The sequence below is a fragment of the Microbacterium paludicola genome, assembly GCF_039529675.1.
Taxonomy (GTDB): domain Bacteria; phylum Actinomycetota; class Actinomycetes; order Actinomycetales; family Microbacteriaceae; genus Microbacterium; species Microbacterium paludicola.
The window spans coordinates 24,701-41,817 of record NZ_BAAANG010000005.1 but is presented as its reverse complement, the minus strand read 5'-3'; the positions used below and the strand labels follow the sequence as shown (position 1 = coordinate 41,817).

General features: G+C 71.5%; 19 protein-coding genes. 12 read left to right on the top strand and 7 right to left on the bottom strand.

Annotated features, from left to right (window positions below):
- Positions 1-36: 36 nt before the first annotated feature.
- Entirely contained in the window at positions 37-360 is a 324-nt protein-coding gene (locus ABD161_RS05490; RefSeq protein WP_344000432.1) for a cupin domain-containing protein, read from the bottom strand.
- Positions 361-456: 96 nt separating this feature from the next.
- Between ABD161_RS05490 and ABD161_RS05485 the strand changes: the two genes are divergently transcribed.
- Complete coding sequence (locus ABD161_RS05485; RefSeq protein ID WP_194210333.1) at positions 457-1,179, top strand: copper homeostasis protein CutC; 723 nt, start codon at positions 457-459, stop codon at positions 1,177-1,179.
- A 21-nt stretch (positions 1,180-1,200) separates the two neighbouring features.
- Here the strand turns inward: ABD161_RS05485 and ABD161_RS05480 are convergent, their stop codons facing one another.
- Genes ABD161_RS05480 through ABD161_RS05465 form a run of 4 tightly spaced genes read right to left on the bottom strand, consistent with a single transcriptional unit; the run spans position 1,201 to position 4,168 of the window.
- On the bottom strand, positions 1,201-2,145 hold the full coding sequence (locus ABD161_RS05480) for a 2-hydroxyacid dehydrogenase (protein ID WP_344000430.1): 945 nt from the start codon (positions 2,143-2,145) through the stop codon (positions 1,201-1,203).
- Between the two features lie 44 nt (positions 2,146-2,189).
- Positions 2,190-2,906 (bottom strand): phosphoribosylformylglycinamidine synthase subunit PurQ, encoded by a 717-nt coding sequence (gene purQ / locus ABD161_RS05475; protein ID WP_344000428.1) that lies wholly within the window; start codon positions 2,904-2,906, stop codon positions 2,190-2,192.
- Complete coding sequence (purS, locus tag ABD161_RS05470) at positions 2,903-3,151, bottom strand: phosphoribosylformylglycinamidine synthase subunit PurS (RefSeq protein WP_135115132.1); 249 nt, start codon at positions 3,149-3,151, stop codon at positions 2,903-2,905. The genes purQ and purS overlap by 4 nt, the downstream gene beginning before the upstream one ends.
- A gap of 9 nt (positions 3,152-3,160) precedes the next feature.
- A complete protein-coding gene (locus tag ABD161_RS05465) occupies positions 3,161-4,168 on the bottom strand; it encodes a Gfo/Idh/MocA family protein (protein WP_344000426.1) in 1,008 nt (335 codons plus the stop codon).
- Between the two features lie 204 nt (positions 4,169-4,372).
- Here ABD161_RS05465 and ABD161_RS05460 point away from each other — a divergent pair, with 204 nt between their 5' ends.
- The 8 genes from ABD161_RS05460 (at position 4,373) to ABD161_RS05425 (ending at position 12,113) form a co-directional block, all read left to right on the top strand.
- Entirely contained in the window at positions 4,373-5,686 is a 1,314-nt protein-coding gene (locus tag ABD161_RS05460; protein ID WP_344000424.1) for an ABC transporter substrate-binding protein, read from the top strand.
- A gap of 132 nt (positions 5,687-5,818) precedes the next feature.
- A complete protein-coding gene (locus tag ABD161_RS05455) occupies positions 5,819-6,856 on the top strand; it encodes a carbohydrate ABC transporter permease (RefSeq protein WP_344000422.1) in 1,038 nt (345 codons plus the stop codon).
- Positions 6,857-6,915: 59 nt separating this feature from the next.
- Complete coding sequence (locus ABD161_RS05450; protein WP_344000692.1) at positions 6,916-7,770, top strand: carbohydrate ABC transporter permease; 855 nt, start codon at positions 6,916-6,918, stop codon at positions 7,768-7,770.
- 63 nt (positions 7,771-7,833) lie between these two features.
- Positions 7,834-9,297, top strand: a complete 1,464-nt coding sequence (locus tag ABD161_RS05445; protein ID WP_344000420.1) for a GH1 family beta-glucosidase — start codon at positions 7,834-7,836, stop codon at positions 9,295-9,297.
- Positions 9,298-9,304: 7 nt separating this feature from the next.
- Complete coding sequence (locus tag ABD161_RS05440) at positions 9,305-10,336, top strand: LacI family DNA-binding transcriptional regulator (protein ID WP_344000418.1); 1,032 nt, start codon at positions 9,305-9,307, stop codon at positions 10,334-10,336.
- A gap of 43 nt (positions 10,337-10,379) precedes the next feature.
- Entirely contained in the window at positions 10,380-10,901 is a 522-nt protein-coding gene (locus tag ABD161_RS05435) for a PadR family transcriptional regulator (RefSeq protein WP_344000416.1), read from the top strand.
- Positions 10,898-11,710 carry an alpha/beta fold hydrolase gene (locus tag ABD161_RS05430; protein ID WP_344000414.1) on the top strand — a complete coding sequence of 271 codons (813 nt, stop codon included), beginning with the start codon at positions 10,898-10,900 and terminating at the stop codon, positions 11,708-11,710. The genes ABD161_RS05435 and ABD161_RS05430 overlap by 4 nt, the downstream gene beginning before the upstream one ends.
- Before the next feature lie 43 nt (positions 11,711-11,753).
- Positions 11,754-12,113: a PLD nuclease N-terminal domain-containing protein gene (locus ABD161_RS05425; protein ID WP_344000412.1), complete on the top strand. Its 360-nt coding sequence runs from the start codon at positions 11,754-11,756 to the stop codon at positions 12,111-12,113.
- 118 nt (positions 12,114-12,231) lie between these two features.
- On the opposite strand, the gene ABD161_RS05420 is transcribed toward ABD161_RS05425, so the two are convergent.
- Both ABD161_RS05420 and ABD161_RS05415 read right to left on the bottom strand, forming a co-directional pair.
- Positions 12,232-12,624 carry a VOC family protein gene (locus tag ABD161_RS05420; protein WP_344000410.1) on the bottom strand — a complete coding sequence of 131 codons (393 nt, stop codon included), beginning with the start codon at positions 12,622-12,624 and terminating at the stop codon, positions 12,232-12,234.
- Positions 12,621-13,211, bottom strand: coding sequence for a GrpB family protein (locus tag ABD161_RS05415; protein WP_344000408.1), 591 nt, complete (start codon positions 13,209-13,211; stop codon positions 12,621-12,623). Before ABD161_RS05415 ends, ABD161_RS05420 begins: the two co-directional genes overlap by 4 nt.
- Positions 13,212-13,306: 95 nt before the next feature.
- Between ABD161_RS05415 and ABD161_RS05410 the strand changes: the two genes are divergently transcribed.
- From ABD161_RS05410 to ABD161_RS05400, 3 genes are all read left to right on the top strand, one after another.
- Positions 13,307-13,717 carry a GNAT family N-acetyltransferase gene (locus ABD161_RS05410; RefSeq protein ID WP_344000406.1) on the top strand — a complete coding sequence of 137 codons (411 nt, stop codon included), beginning with the start codon at positions 13,307-13,309 and terminating at the stop codon, positions 13,715-13,717.
- A 110-nt stretch (positions 13,718-13,827) separates the two neighbouring features.
- On the top strand, positions 13,828-14,562 hold the full coding sequence (locus tag ABD161_RS05405; RefSeq protein ID WP_344000404.1) for a GntR family transcriptional regulator: 735 nt from the start codon (positions 13,828-13,830) through the stop codon (positions 14,560-14,562).
- 216 nt (positions 14,563-14,778) lie between these two features.
- A complete protein-coding gene (locus ABD161_RS05400; protein ID WP_344000402.1) occupies positions 14,779-16,965 on the top strand; it encodes a metallophosphoesterase in 2,187 nt (728 codons plus the stop codon).
- The last annotated feature ends 152 nt before the right edge of the window (positions 16,966-17,117 follow it).

Below are 17,117 nucleotides of genomic sequence, written 5' to 3'. Positions count from 1 at the left end.
GGGGCGTCGTCCGCGTCCGCATGTCCGTGCAGGGCGTCACTCGAGCCATTCGGTGATGAACCGATCGCTCGCGTGGATGTGGGTCGCGATGTAGTCGTCGCCGTCGAGCACCTCGAACCGGTGCGCGACGAGGGCGGGCACCACGAGCACCTGGTTGGCCCGGCCGACCACGCGCTCCTCGCCGACCGTGAACAGCGCACTGCCCGCATGGATCAGGAACGTCTCGCTGTACGGATGCCGGTGAAGCCGCGGCCCGGTGCCGGGGCGCGGCGCGTGCTCCCGGATGATGCTCACGTGCGACCCGTGCAGGTATCCCTCGAAGTTGGCGTCGGCGGCGACGTCGATCGGTGCGATGGCCATGTCGCCAGTGTGCCGGAGGGGCGGCCGCCGATGGGAGGATGGCGCAATGATCGAGCGAGTGGATGCCCTGGGCCGCGGCGGGCGCGGAGCGGATTCGTGACGGCGTTCGAGCTCGCCGTGCAGGATGCCGCCGGTGTCGCGATCGCGGGGCGGGTCCGGCCCGACCGCATCGAGCTGGCGGCGGCGCTGTCGACGGGCGGGCTCACGCCCTCCCCGGGGCTCATCGAGGCGGCGGTCGCCGCGGGCGTCCCCGTCCACGTGCTCGTGCGCCCGCGTGCCGGGGGCTTCGCCTACGACGAGGCGGATGCGGCGGTGATCCTCGCGGACGTGCGGGCAGCACTCGGCGCCGGGGCGGCGGGCGTGGTGGTCGGCGGCACGGCAGGGGACGGCGTCGACCTCGACCTGACGCGGGCCGTCGTGGATGCCGCCGGGGGCGCCGAGGTGACGTTCCACCGCGCGTTCGACACGCTGCGCGACCGCCGCCGCGCGATCGATGCGCTCGCCGACGCGGGCGTGACGCGCATCCTCACCTCCGGCGGAGCCTCCCGCGCCGCCGACGCCGGGGCCGAGCTGCGCGCCCTGGCGACGCACGCCGCGGGGCGCATTCAGCTCATGGCCGGAGGCGGCGTGGATCCCTCGAACGCCGCGGCGGTCGCCGCGACCGGTGTCGACGCCGTGCACGCCTCGGCCAAGGCCGTCGTCACCGAGCGGCTCGCGGTGTCCCTCGGCTCAGGCGCGGCGGCGGGCACTGCCGGGTACGAGACAACCGACGAGCAGACCGCGACGCTGCTGCGCGACATCCTGCGCGACGCCCGCTGAGGCGCACACCATCGCGCGGCGTCAGGTGCGGATGACGACGTTGATCGGCTCCTCGCCGCGCGCCATCCGCTCGGCCTGACCGGCGAGCAGCTTGGCGACGCGCGGGCGCATTGCCGCCGATCGACCGCCGACGTGCGGGGCGATGATCACGCCCGGCAGCGACCACAGCGGGTGGTCGGCGGGCAGCGGCTCCGGGTCGAACACGTCGCTCGCGACGCGCAGGCGACCGCGGGTGACGTGGTCCACGAGGGCGTCGGTGTCGACGATCGTGCCGCGCCCGACGTTCACCACGAGCGCCCCGTCGGGCAGTGCCGACAGTGCGGCGTCGTCGATCAGGTGCTGGGTATCGGGCCCGCCGGGAAGGACGATGACCAGGATGTCCGCGGTCGGCAGCAGCTCGGGCAGCTCGTCGATTCCGCGCACCTCGATGCCGTCCTCCCGGCGGGCGCGGGACGCGACGGGGATCAGCTCGACCTCGAACGGCAGCATCCGGTCGGCGATCGCCTTGGCGACGCCGCCGAAGCCGAGCATCACGACGCGCGTGTCGGCGAGGCCGGTCGCCTCGAACGACTCCCAGCTCGCCTGATCCTGGTTGCGCACCATGCGGGGGAGCTCGCGCTGCGCGGCGAGCATGAGGGCGAGCGTCAGCTCGGCGGTGGCCGTCTCGTGCACCGAGGCGGCGTTGGCGTACACCGTGCCGGCGGGAAGGCGATCCTGCACCCCGTCGTAGCCGATCGACTGGCCCTGCACGAGCCGGTGCTCGACCTGCTTCAGGGCCTTCAGCGCCTTCCCCTGCTTCATGTACGGCGGCACCACGATGTCGATGCGCTCGCGGGGTGCGGGGTCCACGCCGCCGTCCCACTCGATGACCTCGATCGGCAGCGCCGGATCGAGCAGGGCACGCACGTCCTCGGCGAGCTGGGGGGTCGGGACGGACAGGACCACGGGCTGAGGAGAGTCGCTCACCCTTCCGACCCTATCGGCGGATCCGCGGCGCGGACCCGGGCGGATCAGGCCGCCTGGGCGACCGTCGCCGCGATGGCGCTCGTGAAGAACGCGAGCCCATCGACGCCCGAGCGCATCGCGGCGGGCGTGCCGGGGCCGAAGCCGGGCTCGACCGCGTGCTCGGGGTGGGGCATGAGCCCGACGACGTTGGCGCGCTCGTTCGCGAGGCCCGCGATGTCGTTCAGCGAGCCGTTCGGGTTCACGCCGAGGTAGCGGAAGGCGATGAGGCCCTCGCCCTCGATGCGCGCCAGCGTCTCGGCGTCGGCGGTGTAGCCGCCATCCGCGTTCTTCAGCGGGATGACGATCTCCTGGCCGACCTCGAACTCGCTCGTCCACGCCGTCGACGCGTTCTCGACCCGCAGGCGCTGGTCGCGGCGGATGAACTGCTGGTGCGCGTTGCGGATGAGCCCGCCGGGCAGCAGGTGCGCCTCGACCAGCATCTGGAAGCCGTTGCAGATGCCGAGGATCGGCATCCCCTTGGCGGCGGCGTCCTTCACCTCGGACATGATCGGCGCGAGGGCCGCGAGCGCACCGGCACGCAGGTAGTCGCCGTAGCTGAAGCCGCCGGGAAGCACGAGGGCGTCGACGCCGTCGAGGTCGTGCGAGCCGTGCCACAGGGCGACGGGCTCGCCACCGGCGAGGCGGATGGCGCGCTGCGCGTCGCGGTCGTCGAGCGAACCCGGGAAGGTGATGACGCCGATCCGGGGAGCGGAGGTGCTCACTCCACGACCTCGATGCCCACGACGTCCTCGATCACGCCGTTCGACAGGATGTCGTCGGCGACCTGCTGCGCCTGCGCGAGCAGCTCGTCCGTGACCTCGCCCTCCACGGTGAGCTCGATGCGCTTGCCGATGCGCACGTTCTGGAAGGCTCCGTGACCGAGGCGCGCGAGCGATCCGGTGACCGCCTTGCCCTGAGGATCCAGCAGCTCGGCCTTGGGCATGACGTCGACGACGATGGTGGGCATAGGGATATTCTACGCGGGCTCTCCGCGCAGCTCCGCGCGGAGCCGGTCGACCTGACCCAGGATCGCCAGGGTCTGGGCGTGCGGAACGAGTGGCGACTCGCGCAGACCCTCGTGCAGGCAGCGCGCGACCTCGGCGGCCTCGTTGCCGAAGCCGCGCCCGTAGAGCGGCTGCGGCGGGTCGAAGCGCACGGGCTCGCCGCCGTCGCCGTGGAACGTGAAGTGCGTGGGCGCGAAGAACTGGTCGATCTCGATCCAGCCGCGCTCGGTGGAGATGCGGGCGGCGACCGGCGCGTGGCGGGTCAGGCCGACGGCGAGGCTGGCGAGGGCCCCGCCCGGGTAGCGCCCGGCGATGGCGACGTCGAGATCCACCCGGTCGAAGACGCCGGTCGCCCGCAGCTCGATGGCCTCGCCGAGCAGGAGGTGTGCGAGCGCGAGCGGATAGACGCCCACGTCGAGCAGTGCGCCGCCGCCGAGCGCGGGATCCAGCAGCCGGTGCTCGGGGCCCGCGTCGACGCGGAACGCGAACTCGGCGAACAGGTGCCGCGGGGCGCCGAACTCGCCGGCTGCGAGGCGCCGGCGGAGGTCGAGGATGACCGGGTTGCACGCCATCCACATCCCCTCCATGAGGAAGCGGTCGTGCGCTCGCGCCGTCGCGATGAGCGCCCCGGCGCCGGCCCGGTCGAGGGTCAGCGGCTTCTCGCACAGCACGTGCTTTCCCGCCTCGAGCGCGCGGGTCGCCTGCTCGAGATGCAGCGCGTGCGGCGAGGCGATGTAGACCACGTCGATGTCGGGAGCGGCGAGCAGCTCGTCGTACGAGCCGTACGAGCGCTGCGCGCCATGGCGGGTCGCGAAGTCGGCCGCGCGCCCGGCGTCGCGCGAGGCGACCGCGACCAGCTCGGCGCCGGGCGTCACCGCCAGATCCGCGGCGAAGGACTCGGCGATGGATCCCGGCGCGAGGATTCCCCAGCGCGTGGTGCGGCCGGATGTGGGCTCGTCGGCGAGCGGTGTCTGGGTCACGCGGCGAGCCTAGCGGGGGTCCGGATGGGCCCGCGCAGCGGACCACATCACAACCTGGTCACGAGGTTGCGCATCGTGGGAGCGCTCCCATATGCTCGGTCACGCCCTACGTGGGAGCGCTCCCATGCTCTCCGCGGAGGTCCCTCTCACCACAGGGATGCGCCACGGCGGCGCGCTGATTTCCCCACCACAAAGGAGTGAACTGTGAAGGCACACACCTGGCGTCGCCTCGGCGCCATCGCCGCGGCGGGCACCGTCTCCGCGCTCGCGCTCGCCGGCTGCGCCCCCGCCTCGACCGGCGGAACCGGCGAGGAGCCCTCGGACGAACCCGTCACCCTCACCATCACCACGTTCGGCACGTTCGGCTACGACGAGCTGTACAAGGAGTACGAGGACGCCCACCCGAACGTCACGATCGAGGCGACGAACATCGACACGGGCGGCAACGCGCGCACCGACCTGTTCACCAAGCTCGCCGCGGGCTCGGGTGTCTCGGACATCGTCGCCGTCGAGGAGGGCTGGCTCGGCGCGGTCATGGAGGTCTCCGACCAGTTCGTCGACCTGCGCGACCACGGCATCGAGGACCGCAAGGCCGACTGGGTCGACTGGAAGTACGCGACCGGCACCGACCCCGAGGGCCGCGTGATCGGCTACGGCACCGACATCGGCCCGACCGGCCTCTGCTACAACGCGAAGGCGTTCGAGGCGGCGGGTCTCCCCACCGAGCGCGAAGAGGTCGCGAAGCTCCTCGAGGGCGACTGGGCGCACTACTTCGAGGTCGGCCAGGAGTACGTCGACAAGACCGGCAAGGCCTGGTTCGACCACTCGGGCTTCGTCTGGAACTCGATCGTCAACCAGCTCCCCGAGGGGTACTACACCAAGGCCGGTGAGCTGAACGTCGAGGGCAACGCCGAGCTGCGCGAGAACTTCGACATGCTCGCCGCCGCGGTCGAGGGCGGCCAGTCGGCCGCGCAGGCGGCCTGGGACTGGAACGGCGGCAAGTCGTTCGTCGACGGCACGTTCGCGACCTTCGTCTGCCCCGGCTGGATGCTCGGTGTCGTGCAGGGTCAGGTCGAGACCGGCGGTGGCGACGCGTCCACCGGCTGGGACTTCGCCGACGTGTTCCCCGGCGGCGCCGGCAACTGGGGCGGCGCCTGGCTGTCGATCCCCGAGACCAGCGAGCACAAGGCCGAGGCCGCGGCGCTCGCCGACTGGCTGACGCAGCCCGAGCAGCAGGTGAAGCAGTCGGCCGCGGCCGGCAACTTCCCGTCGACGCTCGAGGCGCAGGAGACCCTGGCCGCCGAGGCGACGCCGAACGAGTTCTTCAACGGCGCGCCGACGGGTGCGATCCTCGCCGCCCGCGCCGAGGGCGTCGTCGCCCAGTTCAAGGGCCCGCAGGACTCGGTCATCCAGGAGAACGTGTTCGGCCCGGCGCTGAACAAGCTCGACCACGGTGAGGCCGACGCCGACGCCGCCTGGGACGAGGCGCTGTCGCTCCTCGCCGAGCTCGTCGAGTAACGCCCCTCCGCTGAGGAACCCGGCGCGTGCCGGGGACGGATCATCCGCTCCCCGGCACGCGCCCCCTGGTACGGCCCGTCAGTGCTCCGTGCCGTGTTCTCCGCCCATCCCTCGATCGAGGACGCATCCGTCATGACAAGCACGATCTCCGCACCGCCCCAGCGGCGCAGCGCGCCCGGCGGCGCCTCGCCGCAGAAGCCCCGCGCGACGACGCGGCAGAAGCTCTCCCGCTTCGACCTGAAGGCGTCGCCGTACCTCTACGTCTCGCCGTTCTTCATCCTGTTCGGGATCACCGGGCTGTTCCCGCTGCTCTACACGGCGGTCGTCTCGGTGCACGACTGGGATCTGCTGAAGGGCCAGGGCGACTTCGTCGGCCTCGCGAACTTCGTCGATCTGCTGCAGGGCCAGTTCTTCTGGAACTCGATCGGCAACACGATCAGCATCTTCCTGCTGTCCTCGATCCCGCAGCTCGCCGTCGCACTCGTCGTCGCGTACCTGCTCGATCAGGGCCTGCGCGCCCCCACCTTCTGGCGCATGGGAGTGCTCATCCCGTTCGTCGTGACGCCCGTCGCGGTCGCGATCATCTTCTCCAGCGCGTTCAACCCGGCCGACGGCCTCGTCAACAACCTGCTGAACCTCGTCGGCATCAGCGATCAGGACTGGAAGCGCGACGGCTTCCTCAGCCACATCGCGATCGCCACGATGGTCAACTTCCGCTGGACCGGGTACAACGCTCTGATCCTGCTCGCGGCGATGCAGGCCGTGCCGCGTGATCTCTACGAGTCCGCGGCGATCGACGGCGCCGGCAGCGTCCGCCGGTTCTTCTCGATCACGCTTCCGTCGATCCGCCCCACCCTCATCTTCGTGATCATCACGGCCACCATCGGCGGCCTGCAGATCTTCGCGGAGCCGAAGCTGTTCGACCCGTCGAGTGCCGGTGGCATCGGCGGATCCGACCGCCAGTTCCAGACCACCGTGCTCTACATGTGGGAGCTCGGCTTCATGAACCGCGACCTGGGCAAGGCGTCCGCCGTCGCCTGGCTGCTGTTCCTGCTGATCGTCGTGATCGGCCTGTTCAACTTCTTCCTGTCCCAGCGGATCAGCGCCGCCGGCGACGGGCCGAGGCCCACCCGCAAGTCCCGCCGTGCCGCGAAGGAGGCCGCCAAGTGAGCACCCAGGTCTCCGACTCCACCCATCTCATCGTCACCGGCAGCGCCGAGCGCGCGCCCGTGAAGCGTCGCAGGGGTGCCGGGGGAGGCTTCGCCGGGCTCGGCAGCCGCCCCGGGTTCCTCGTCTACGGCCTGCTGACCGCCTTCCTCGTCGGCAGCATCTACCCGATCTGGTGGTCGTTCGTCGTCGGCTCCGGCACGAACGCGACCCGCGCCGAGACGCTGCCGCTCATCCCCGGCGGCAACTTCATCGCCAACGCGATCACCGTGTTCGACGCGATCCCGTTCTGGAAGGCGCTCGGCAACTCGATCCTGATCTCGACGGTCATCACGATCTCGGTCGTGATCTTCTCGACCCTCGCCGGCTACGCGTTCGCGAAGCTCCGTTTCCGCGGCCGCGACGGCCTGATGATCTTCGTGATCGCGACGATGGCGATCCCGACCCAGCTGGGGATCATCCCGCTGTTCATGGTGATGAAGCAGCTCGGCTGGACCGGCACGATCGGCGCCGTCATCGTTCCCATGCTCGTCACGGCGTTCGGCGTCTTCTTCATGCGCCAGTACCTCGTCGACGTGATCCCGGATGAGCTCATCGAGGCGGCGCGCGTCGACGGCGCCAACCAGATCCGCACGTTCATCACGGTCGGCCTTCCGGCGGCACGTCCCGCGATGGCGATCCTCGGCCTGTTCACGTTCATGACCGCGTGGACCGACTTCCTGTGGCCGATGCTCGTGCTGAGCCCGCAGAACCCGACCCTGCAGACGGCGCTCAGCCAGCTGCAGTCGGGCTACTACGTCGACTACTCGATCGTGCTCACGGGAGCGGTGCTCGCGACCGTCCCGCTGCTGATCCTGTTCATCGTGGCGGGCAAGCAGCTGATCAGCGGCATCATGGCGGGTGCGGTCAAGGGCTGACCCGCAACCGCTGACAGAGATACACTCCTGCGCGCACCGGTTGCGCTCTTCCGAAGGACACCCATGACCACTCGCACGTTCCCCTCCGAGTTCCTCTTCGGCGCCGCAACGGCGGCGTACCAGATCGAGGGCGCCGCCTTCGAGGACGGCCGCACCGCGTCCATCTGGGATCACTTCAGCCGGATCCCCGGCGCCGTCATCAACGGCGACAACGGCGATGTGGCGACGGATCACTACCACCGCTACCGCGAGGACGTCGCGCTGATGAAGGAGCTGGGTCTGCAGACCTACCGCTTCTCGACGTCGTGGTCGCGCGTGCGCCCCGACGGCGGCCCGGTGAACCAGAAGGGCATCGACTTCTACAGCCGCCTCGTCGACGAGCTGCTCGGCGCCGGCGTCCTGCCGTGGCTGACGCTTCACCACTGGGACATGCCGCAGGCGCTCGAGGAGAAGGGCGGCTGGACGTCGCGCGACACCGTCGACCGCTTCGTCGAGTACGCGCTGGCGGTGCACGATGCGCTCGGCGACCGCGTCACGAAGTGGACGACGCACAACGAGCCGTGGTGCTCGTCGTTCCTCTCCTACACCGGTGGCGAGCACGCGCCGGGTCACCGCAGCGTGCGCGAGGGCCTGCTCGCCTCGCACCACCTCCTGCTGTCGCACGGTCTCGCGGTCCGCGAGCTGCGGGCCCGCGACGAGTCGCTCGAGTTCGGCATCACGCTGAACCTCACCAACGGCGAGCCGGTGGATCCGTCCGATCCCGCCGACCAGGATGCCGCGCGCCGCGTCGACGGCCAGTTCAACCGCTGGTTCCTCGACCCGATCTTCCGCGGGGAGTACCCGGCCGACATCGTCGAGGACATCCGCGCGGTCGACGCCGAGGCCGTCGACGCCTTCGAGGCGGCCGTGCAGGACGGGGACCTCGAGATCGCGTCGACGCCCCTCGACTTCCTGGGCGTGAACTACTACCACGGCGAGTTCGTCACCGGCCACGTGCCGGCGAACCCCGCGCCGGTGGGCGAGGCGCCGAGCGCCTGGCCCAAGCGCTCGCCGTTCCCCGCGATGGACGGCGTGCACTGGGCCGAGCGCGGCTACAAGCGCACGACGATGAACTGGGAGGTCGACTTCGCCGGCCTCACCAACCTGCTGAACCGCGTCTGGGCCGACTACGCCAAGGCGGTGGAGGTGCCGCTGTACGTCACCGAGAACGGCGCCGCCTACGACGACGTGCTCGTCGACGGCGAGGTCGTCGACACCGAGCGCGTGGAGTTCGTCCGCGGCCACGTCGCGGCGGTGCTGGACGCGATCGAGGCCGGCACAGACGTCCGCGGATACTTCTACTGGTCGCTGCTCGACAACTACGAGTGGGCCTGGGGCTACGAGAAGCGCTTCGGCATCGTGCACGTCGATTACGACACGCAGGTGCGCACGGTGAAGGCAAGCGGCAAGGAGTACGCGAGGATCATCGCAGCGCGCAGCGTTGCGGACACGGCCGCGGCGCCGGCCGGCGCCTCGGTCCTCAGCTAGGAGACGGATGGAACAGCCCAGCACGATCGCATCCCCGCGGGGAGCGGCGGCGGCCACGATCGAGGAGGTCGCGGCGCGGGCCGGGGTCTCACGTTCGACGGTGTCGCGCGTGCTGGGCGGCGGGGACCGGGTGAGCCCGGCGGCGCTCGAGTCGGTGCGCCGCGCGATCGACGAGCTCAACTACGTGCCGAACCGAGCCGCGCGCTCGCTCGCGAGCAGGCAGACGCTGGCGATCGCGCTCGTCGTGCCCGAGGACACCACCCGCTTCTTCGGCGACCCGTTCTTCGCCTCGCTCGTCACCGGCATCAACGAGAAGCTCGCCTCGACCGACTACCTGCTGAACCTCTTCATCGCGTCGGGCGACCCGGGCGACAAGACGACCAACTACCTCGTGGGCGGCAACGTCGACGGGGCACTGATCGCCTCGCACCACGCGTCGAACACGTTCCTCGAGCGGATCCATCGCGCCGTCCCCGTGGTCTTCGGCGGCCGCCCGCTCGTCGCCGACCTGTCGGGGTACTACTTCGTCGACGTCGACAACGTCGAGGGAGCCCGCATCGGCACACGGCACCTGATCGACCGCGGGCACCGCCGGATCGCCACGATCACCGGCCCGCTCGACATGCCCGTGGGATCCGACCGACTGCAGGGTTTCCGGGCGGAGATGGCGGCGGCAGGCCTCACGCCGGGCCCCGCGGAGGACGGCGACTTCACGGTCGACGGCGGCACGGAGGCGATGCAGCGCATCCTCGCCGCCGGCGTGCCCGAGGCGGTGTTCGTGGCGAGCGACCTGATGGCGCGCGGCGCGATCGGCGTGCTGCGCGCGGCGGGGCTGCGCGTGCCGGAGGACGTCGCGATCGTCGCCTTCGACGACTCCCCGGTCGCGACGACGATGACGCCGCGGCTCACGACCGTGCGCCAGCCGTCGCGCGAACAGGGCGAGGCGATGGTCGACGTCCTGCTCGCCCGACTCGCGGGAGCCGAGCCCCCGCACGCGACGATCCTGCACACCGAGCTGGTGATCCGCGAGACCGCATAGTCACTAGTTGACAAATCACCTAGGTGTGGTGTCGACTAGCCGCATGACACTCGCGCGCATCATCCTGGGGCTGCTGTCGCTCGCCCCGATGACGGGGTACGACATCAAGCGGCACATCGAGACGACAGTCACCCACTTCTGGACCGCCGACAAGGCGCAGATCTATCGGGCCCTCGACGCGCTCGTGCGCGACGGGCTCGCGACGGTGCACACCGTGCCGGGGCAGAGCGGTCCGGTGCGGCAGGAGCACCGCATCACGGAGGCCGGCCGCGCGGTGCTCGCCGAGTGGCTGGTCTCCGACCTCGAGCGCTCGGCCGAGCGCGATCCGTTCCTCGCGCGGCTGTTCTTCGCCGGCGACCTCGGCGACGCTGAACTTGGCGCGCTGCTCGCCCGCCGGCGCACCGCCGTCGAGGAGGCGCTCGCGACCTTCGAGCGCATGCGCGAGGAGCTGCCCGAGCCCACGAGCCGCGCCGAGCGGGTGCGGTTGTGGACCCTCGAGAACGGGCTCGCCCACGTGCGCGCCGAGGCCGCCTGGCTCGACCGCATCGAGGGAGAACTGGCATGACCGCCGCCACGACCGCGAGCGCCGCCTTCCCCGAGCTTCACCGGCCCGGGCAGCCGTCCACCCGGCCGCCGCTCGTGCTGCTCCACGGCGGCAACGTCGCGAACTGGATGTGGGAGCCGCAGGTGGCGGCCTTCGGCGACCGCGTCGTCGTCACGCCCGACCTTCCCGGCTTCGGCGCCAGGGTCGCCGAGGAATGGCCGGGGCTCGACGCCGTCGCGGACGACCTGATCCGCCGGCTCGACGGGCTCGGCGTCACCGGTCCCGTGGACGTCGCGGGCCTCTCGCTCGGCGCGGTCACGACCATCCGGCTGCTCGCGCGGCATCCCGAGCGCGTGCGGTCGGCCCTCGTGACCGGCGCGGCGCTCGTCGGCGTCGGGGCGGCGGCGCGGCTGACGTCGCGCGCGCAGCTGAGCGCGTGGCGGGCGCCGTGGTTCTGGCGGGCGCAGGCCGCGGCGTTCCGGATCCCGGAGGATGCGCGCGAGCTCTACGTCTCGCACGGGCTGTCGGTGCGGCGCGAGACCGCCGCGGCCATGCTCGCCGAGGTCTACGCGGGCGGGGTGCCCGCGGCGCTGCAGACCGTGGATCGCCCGCTGCTCGCGATCGCGGGCGAGAAGGAGCCGGGAGAGATCCGGCGTTCGCTCACCGCACTGGGGAAGCGGATGCCGCAGGCGCGCCTGCGTCTCGCGCCCTCGATGCACCACATCTGGAGCATCGAGGACGTCGAGCTGTTCAACGCCACCCTCCGCGCCTGGTTCGACGAGGGGCGTCCCGAGGAGCGGCTGCTGCCCTTCGGCGGAAACCGGGCCTGATCGGCTCTCGACGCGGCGCGCCGCCGATCGCTAGCTTGAGCACATGCCGTTGGTGCTCTCGCTGCTCGTGCTCGCGTTCTCGGTCGTCACGCTGATCGACATCATCACGCGCCAGGACTGGCAGGTGAAGCACCTGCCGAAGTTCGGATGGATCATCCTGGCCATCGTGATCCCGATCGTCGGCGGCATCGCGTGGTGGGCCGCCGGCCGGGAGTACCCCGAGCGCCCTGCGCGGGCGCCGCGCTCCGAGCCGCTGCGGGCCCCGTCGATCCGGATCGTCGACGACCGCCGGATGGAGGGCCGCAGCACCGAGCAGCAGCTGGCCGACCTCGAGCGCGAGATCGAGGCCGACCGCCTGCGCGCCGAGATCGCCCGCCGCAAGGCCGAGCGCGGCGAGGCCTGACCCCGCGCCCGGGTGCCCGCGTGCCGGTGCCGAGGGGCCAACGCCGAGCAGGCATCCCTGCCGCCACCAGGTATGCATCGGCATGCCCTCTCGCGGCGCGGATGCCTGCTCGCGGGCGCTACGGCCGGTCCGCGACGATCTCGGCCTTGAAGCCCGAGGCGTTCTCGATCCAGCCGGCGTAGTGATCCGGCCCGCCGGCGTGCGGGTAGCGATCCTGATACAGCGGCGTCCAGCCGTTGGCGGGCGCCTCCGACAGGATCCGATCGACGTCCTCGGGCGATCCGCCGTGGAACGCGAGGTGGTTGAGCCCCTCGCGCCGCCGGTCGTGATCGCCCTGCTGCCGCGGCGCCTCGGTGAAGGTGAGGTACGTGCCGCCCGCCCTCCAGGTGAAGCCGCCCGGCCACTCGTCGCCGCGCTCCCAGCCGAGGCTCTCGAGCAGCCACGACCACTCGGCCGCCGCGCGCTCGGCCGAGGCGACCCAGATCTCCACGTGGTGAAGGCCCGCGCTCATCCCGGCCACCCCATGTCTCGCTGCGCCTCCGCGATGAACGCCGACTTGGCGCGGGTGTAGTCGTCGTAGTCGGCGGTGCCCGCGAAGCGGTCCGCAAGGTCGCGTTTGACCGTCTCGTACCGGGCGCGGTGGTCCGGATCGGATCGCAGCCAGTCGCGGAATGCCAGCACGAAGGCCGCGAACGGCGAGTCGGCGCGGCGGACGTGGAGGATGACCTCGGGACCGCCCGGTCCCTCCGCCCGGTGGAAGAGCAGCTTCGCGTGAAGCGCCGGGTCGGGATCGGTCTGCGGGCGGGGGATGTCCGCGTGGACGCCAGGGGAGTCGGGACGCGACCCCTGCGCGCGCGCGAGGCCGAGCGGGGCGATCGCCGCCGAGAGTGGGGCCGCGGACGGGAGCTCGGCCGCGAGCAGCTGAAGGTCGACGATCGGCTTGGCCGCCAGCCCCGGCACCGAGGTCGAGCCGATGTGATCCAGCACGAACGCGTCGCTGCCCGGCAGGCCCGTCGTCGCGGCGCGGATGCGCTCGAGCAGCGCCTCCGCCTCGGCGGCCCACGCCGGGTCGTGGTCCGCGATGCGAGGGGCGCCCATCCCGCCATCGTAGGCACGGTGCCGCGAGGCGCCGATTGGCCCTCGCGTCGGCGCCGCCCGCGCGCGGGTGCGCCCCGCGCTGGCAGGATCGGCACGTGGGCGAGTACGAGTTCTCCGGAGACGCGGCGCGGCTCGACGGCGCGTGGGTCCATCGCATGCTGAGCGAGCACTCCTACTGGGCGCGCGGCCGATCGCGCGAGCTGCAGGATGCGGCCAACGCCGGATCCCGCTGCTTCGGCGTGTACGACGGCGAGCGGCAGGTGGCATTCGCCCGCCTCGTGACGGACGGCGCGACCTTCGGCTGGCTCGCCGACGTGATCGTGGATCCCGACCGCCGCGGCGAGGGGATTGGAAAGCTGTTGCTCTCCGGCATCGTCGCCGAGATCGATCGCCTCGGCCTCAAGCGCACAGTGCTCAAGACCGATGACGCGCACACCCTCTACGCCCGCCACGGCTGGGAGCCGGTGACGCCGCCTGGCGACTGGCTCGTGCGCGGCCGCCGCTGACCCGCGATTGCGGCGGCAGCGCGGGACGTTCTCGGAAACTCGGGGGACTGTTTCCCGACATCTTCTACTCTGTGCATCGTGAACTGCACGGTGTCCGGATCGCGGGTCCCATGGTGACGCGCTATCGCGAGATCGCCGACGACCTGCGGGGACGCATCCTGCGGGGCGAGTTCCACTCGGGCGAGCGGCTTCCGGGCGAGGAGCGCCTCGCGGCGGGCTACGGCGTCTCGCGTGGTGCGATGCGCAACGCTCTCGCGATGCTGAAGCGGCGCGGGCTGCTCGCGTCGCACCCGGGAGCGGGATGGCGCGTGCGGCCGGATTTCCAGACGCAGGAGTTCGCCGGGCTGCGTTCGTTCGCGCAGTGGGCCGAGGCGCGAAGCCTCGTTCCCGGCGGCCACGTGGTGCGCCAGGAGCGGGGGCCCGCGGGAGCCACGGATGCGGGCAGCCTGCGGATGCGCGCGGGCGACGACGTCCTGCGCGTCACGCGCGTGCGCACTCTCGACGGCCGTCCGGTCATGGTCGAGAGGGCGGTCTACGCGCCGTGGGTGATCCCGTCGATCGAGTCCCTTCCCGCCGACGTCGCCTCGGTCACGAAGGCGATGCTCGCCGACGGGATCGCGATGTCCTACGGCACCCATCGGATCGACACTGTCGCCGCCTCGTCTGAGGATTCGGAGCTGCTCGAGGTGCGCCGCTCGACTCGGCTGCTGCGGGTGCGCCGCGTGACCTACGCGCGCGACGGCCGGCCGATCGAGGCGGGCGATGACCGCTACGCCCCCGACACGGTCACCTTCGAGGTTCACGCCTCGGCCTCGGCGCAGGTCGTCGGGCGCGCGCACTCCTGACCGATTTCGGGACAGGTTCGCGCGGTGGGCGCGCGCATCCTCGCCATCCCGCGGGTCGTCAAGCTGTCGGTCGCGGCGCGTTCACCGCCTGGACATCGGGGCGCTGTTCCGTCTGAGGCGGAGGCGCCCCGCGTGGCGGTGCGCACCATCCCCATCCACTTCTCGGAAGGACCGCCCGATATGTCTTCCCCTGCTTCCCGTCGCTCACGACGCCGCGTGCCGGCGCTCGCTGCGATCGCCACCGCCGGCGCGCTGCTGGTCTCGCCCGTGCTTCCCGCGACCGCAGTGCCGTCGACCGTCGGCGCTGTCGCCCCGCAGGCAGGCTCGACGCTCACCGCAACCGCGACCGACCTCGTCGTCGGCGAGCCGCTCACTGTGTCGTGGGCCACGGACCGCCCCCACGACAAGAACTGGATCGGGATCTACGCCCCGAGCGCGGGCACACCCGACGGCAACCCGGGATCCACGCAGTGGCAGTACACAGCGGGCGCCTCGGGCACCGCGACGTTCACGGGCCTGCCTGCCGGCACGTGGCTCGTCTACTTCCTCGCCCAGGACGGGTACGGCCAGCTGACGGCGCCGGTCGAGGTCACGATCGCCGCCGCCCCCGACGCTCCGCAGCCGGGCGATCCGGACGCCCCGGTCGCGATCGACCCCATTGCGACGAACGAGACCGACGAGGTCATCGCCCGGGAGCCCTTCGGGCTGGACGGCGCAGAGTCTTGGAGCGTCGACTTCGCCGACGCGGATGCGGCATACGGGGGCTGGGCCTTCACCACCGAGGATGAGTGGGTCGGCGCACGCGACGAGTACGTCGCGGAGATCGACGAGATGCGCCGCCGCTTCGCCCGCGCGCAGGGCGCCTTCGCGGTCGCCGACGCACGGCAGTTCGGCGGGTCGCTCGAGACGACGCTCACGTCCGCTCCGGTCGAGGTCGCCGGGCTCGGCACCGTCCGACTGACGTTCGACAGCCACTATCGCGGCACCGACAGCCAGTCGGGCGTCGTGACCGTGCGCTTCGACGGTGGCGAGGCGACCGAGATCCTGCGCCTCGACTCGTCCACCGTCGCCGATGGCTACGACATGCGCCAGATGAACTATGCGCAGGACCTCACGGTCGACGTGCCGGCCGGCGCGCGCGAGGCGGTGTTCACGTGGGACTTCGCGGGCGACGGCGACGACCACTACTGGGCGATCGACTCGGTCACGGTGCATGAGGTGCTCACCGAGGCCGAGGGCCTCCCCACCCAGGCGTGGGTGATGAGCGACATCCAGGGGCACCCGGCCGACTGGCAGCACGCGCTCGGCGACTACGCGCAGATCGCTCCGGATGCCGACGCGATGGTCATCGTCGGCGATGTCGTCAACTCGGGCACCGTCGGTGAGTGGAACGAGATCTACGCAGTCATGGACGCCACGGCGGGCATCCGTCCGGAGCAGACGATCGCGACGATCGGCAACCACGAGCGTTACGCGGCCGGTGGATTCGAGGCGAACCGCGATCGCTTCCTCGCCTTCGCGCAGCGTGCCGGCATCTACGACGAGTACGTCGTCGAGGGCCCGGCCGGCGACGTGCCGGTCATCGCGCTCGGCCAGGAGTTCGCGAGCCCCAGCGACGTCGCCATGAGCGACGCTCAGGTCGAGTTCCTCGAGGAGCGTCTCGCGTATTGGACCGCGCAGGACAAGCAGGTGCTCGTGCTGACGCACTTCCCGCTCGGCGACACGGTCTCGGCGTCCTGGATCCCCTGGTACAGCGAGCATCACCAGATGAACGACCGCCTGACGAGCATCCTCGGCAACTACCCGAACGCCGTCGTCTTCTCCGGTCACACGCACTATCCCGCCGAGCTCGGCGACTGGGCCGTGCAGCGCCGGACCGCCGACGGTCACGCCGACGGGTTCTGGGCCGTCAACACGGTGGCGATGCACGTCGAGTGGGATGCGCGCGGCGAGAACACCGAGGGCATCAGCGAGGTCGTCACCCGCGACATCAACCAGGGGCTCACCGTCGACGCGTACGCCGATCGGCTCGTGGTGACGGCGCACGATTTCGCCGGTGAGGGCTCCACCCCGTTGCGCCAGGTGACCATCCCGAACCCGCTCGTCGCGAGCGAGACGGTGGCGTCGCCGAACGTCGTCGTGGGTGAACCCGAGATCGTCTCGACGCATCACCGGGGCATCAAGCCCGGCGCGAAGGTCACGGTCGATGAGGGCGAGTGGACCGAGGGCGCGACGTTCTCGTACCAGTGGCTCGCCGACGGTGCGCCGATCGCCGGGGCGACGGGCGAGGCGTTCCACCTGCTCGGAAAGCACAAGGGCGTGGACATCGCGGTCGCCGTGACCGGCTCGGTCGACGGGCTGGAGCCCGCGACAGCCGTGTCGGAATCGGTCCGGATCGACTGACGCCGAACGACGTGTGCCCCGTCCTGCGAGGGACGGGGCACACGTGTATCTGTGCCGAGCAGGCATCTCGGCCGCGAGCAGGCATGGGCGCGCATGCCTGATGGCGGCGCGGATGCCTGCTCGGCGCGGATGCGCGGTGGCGGCCCGGCGGC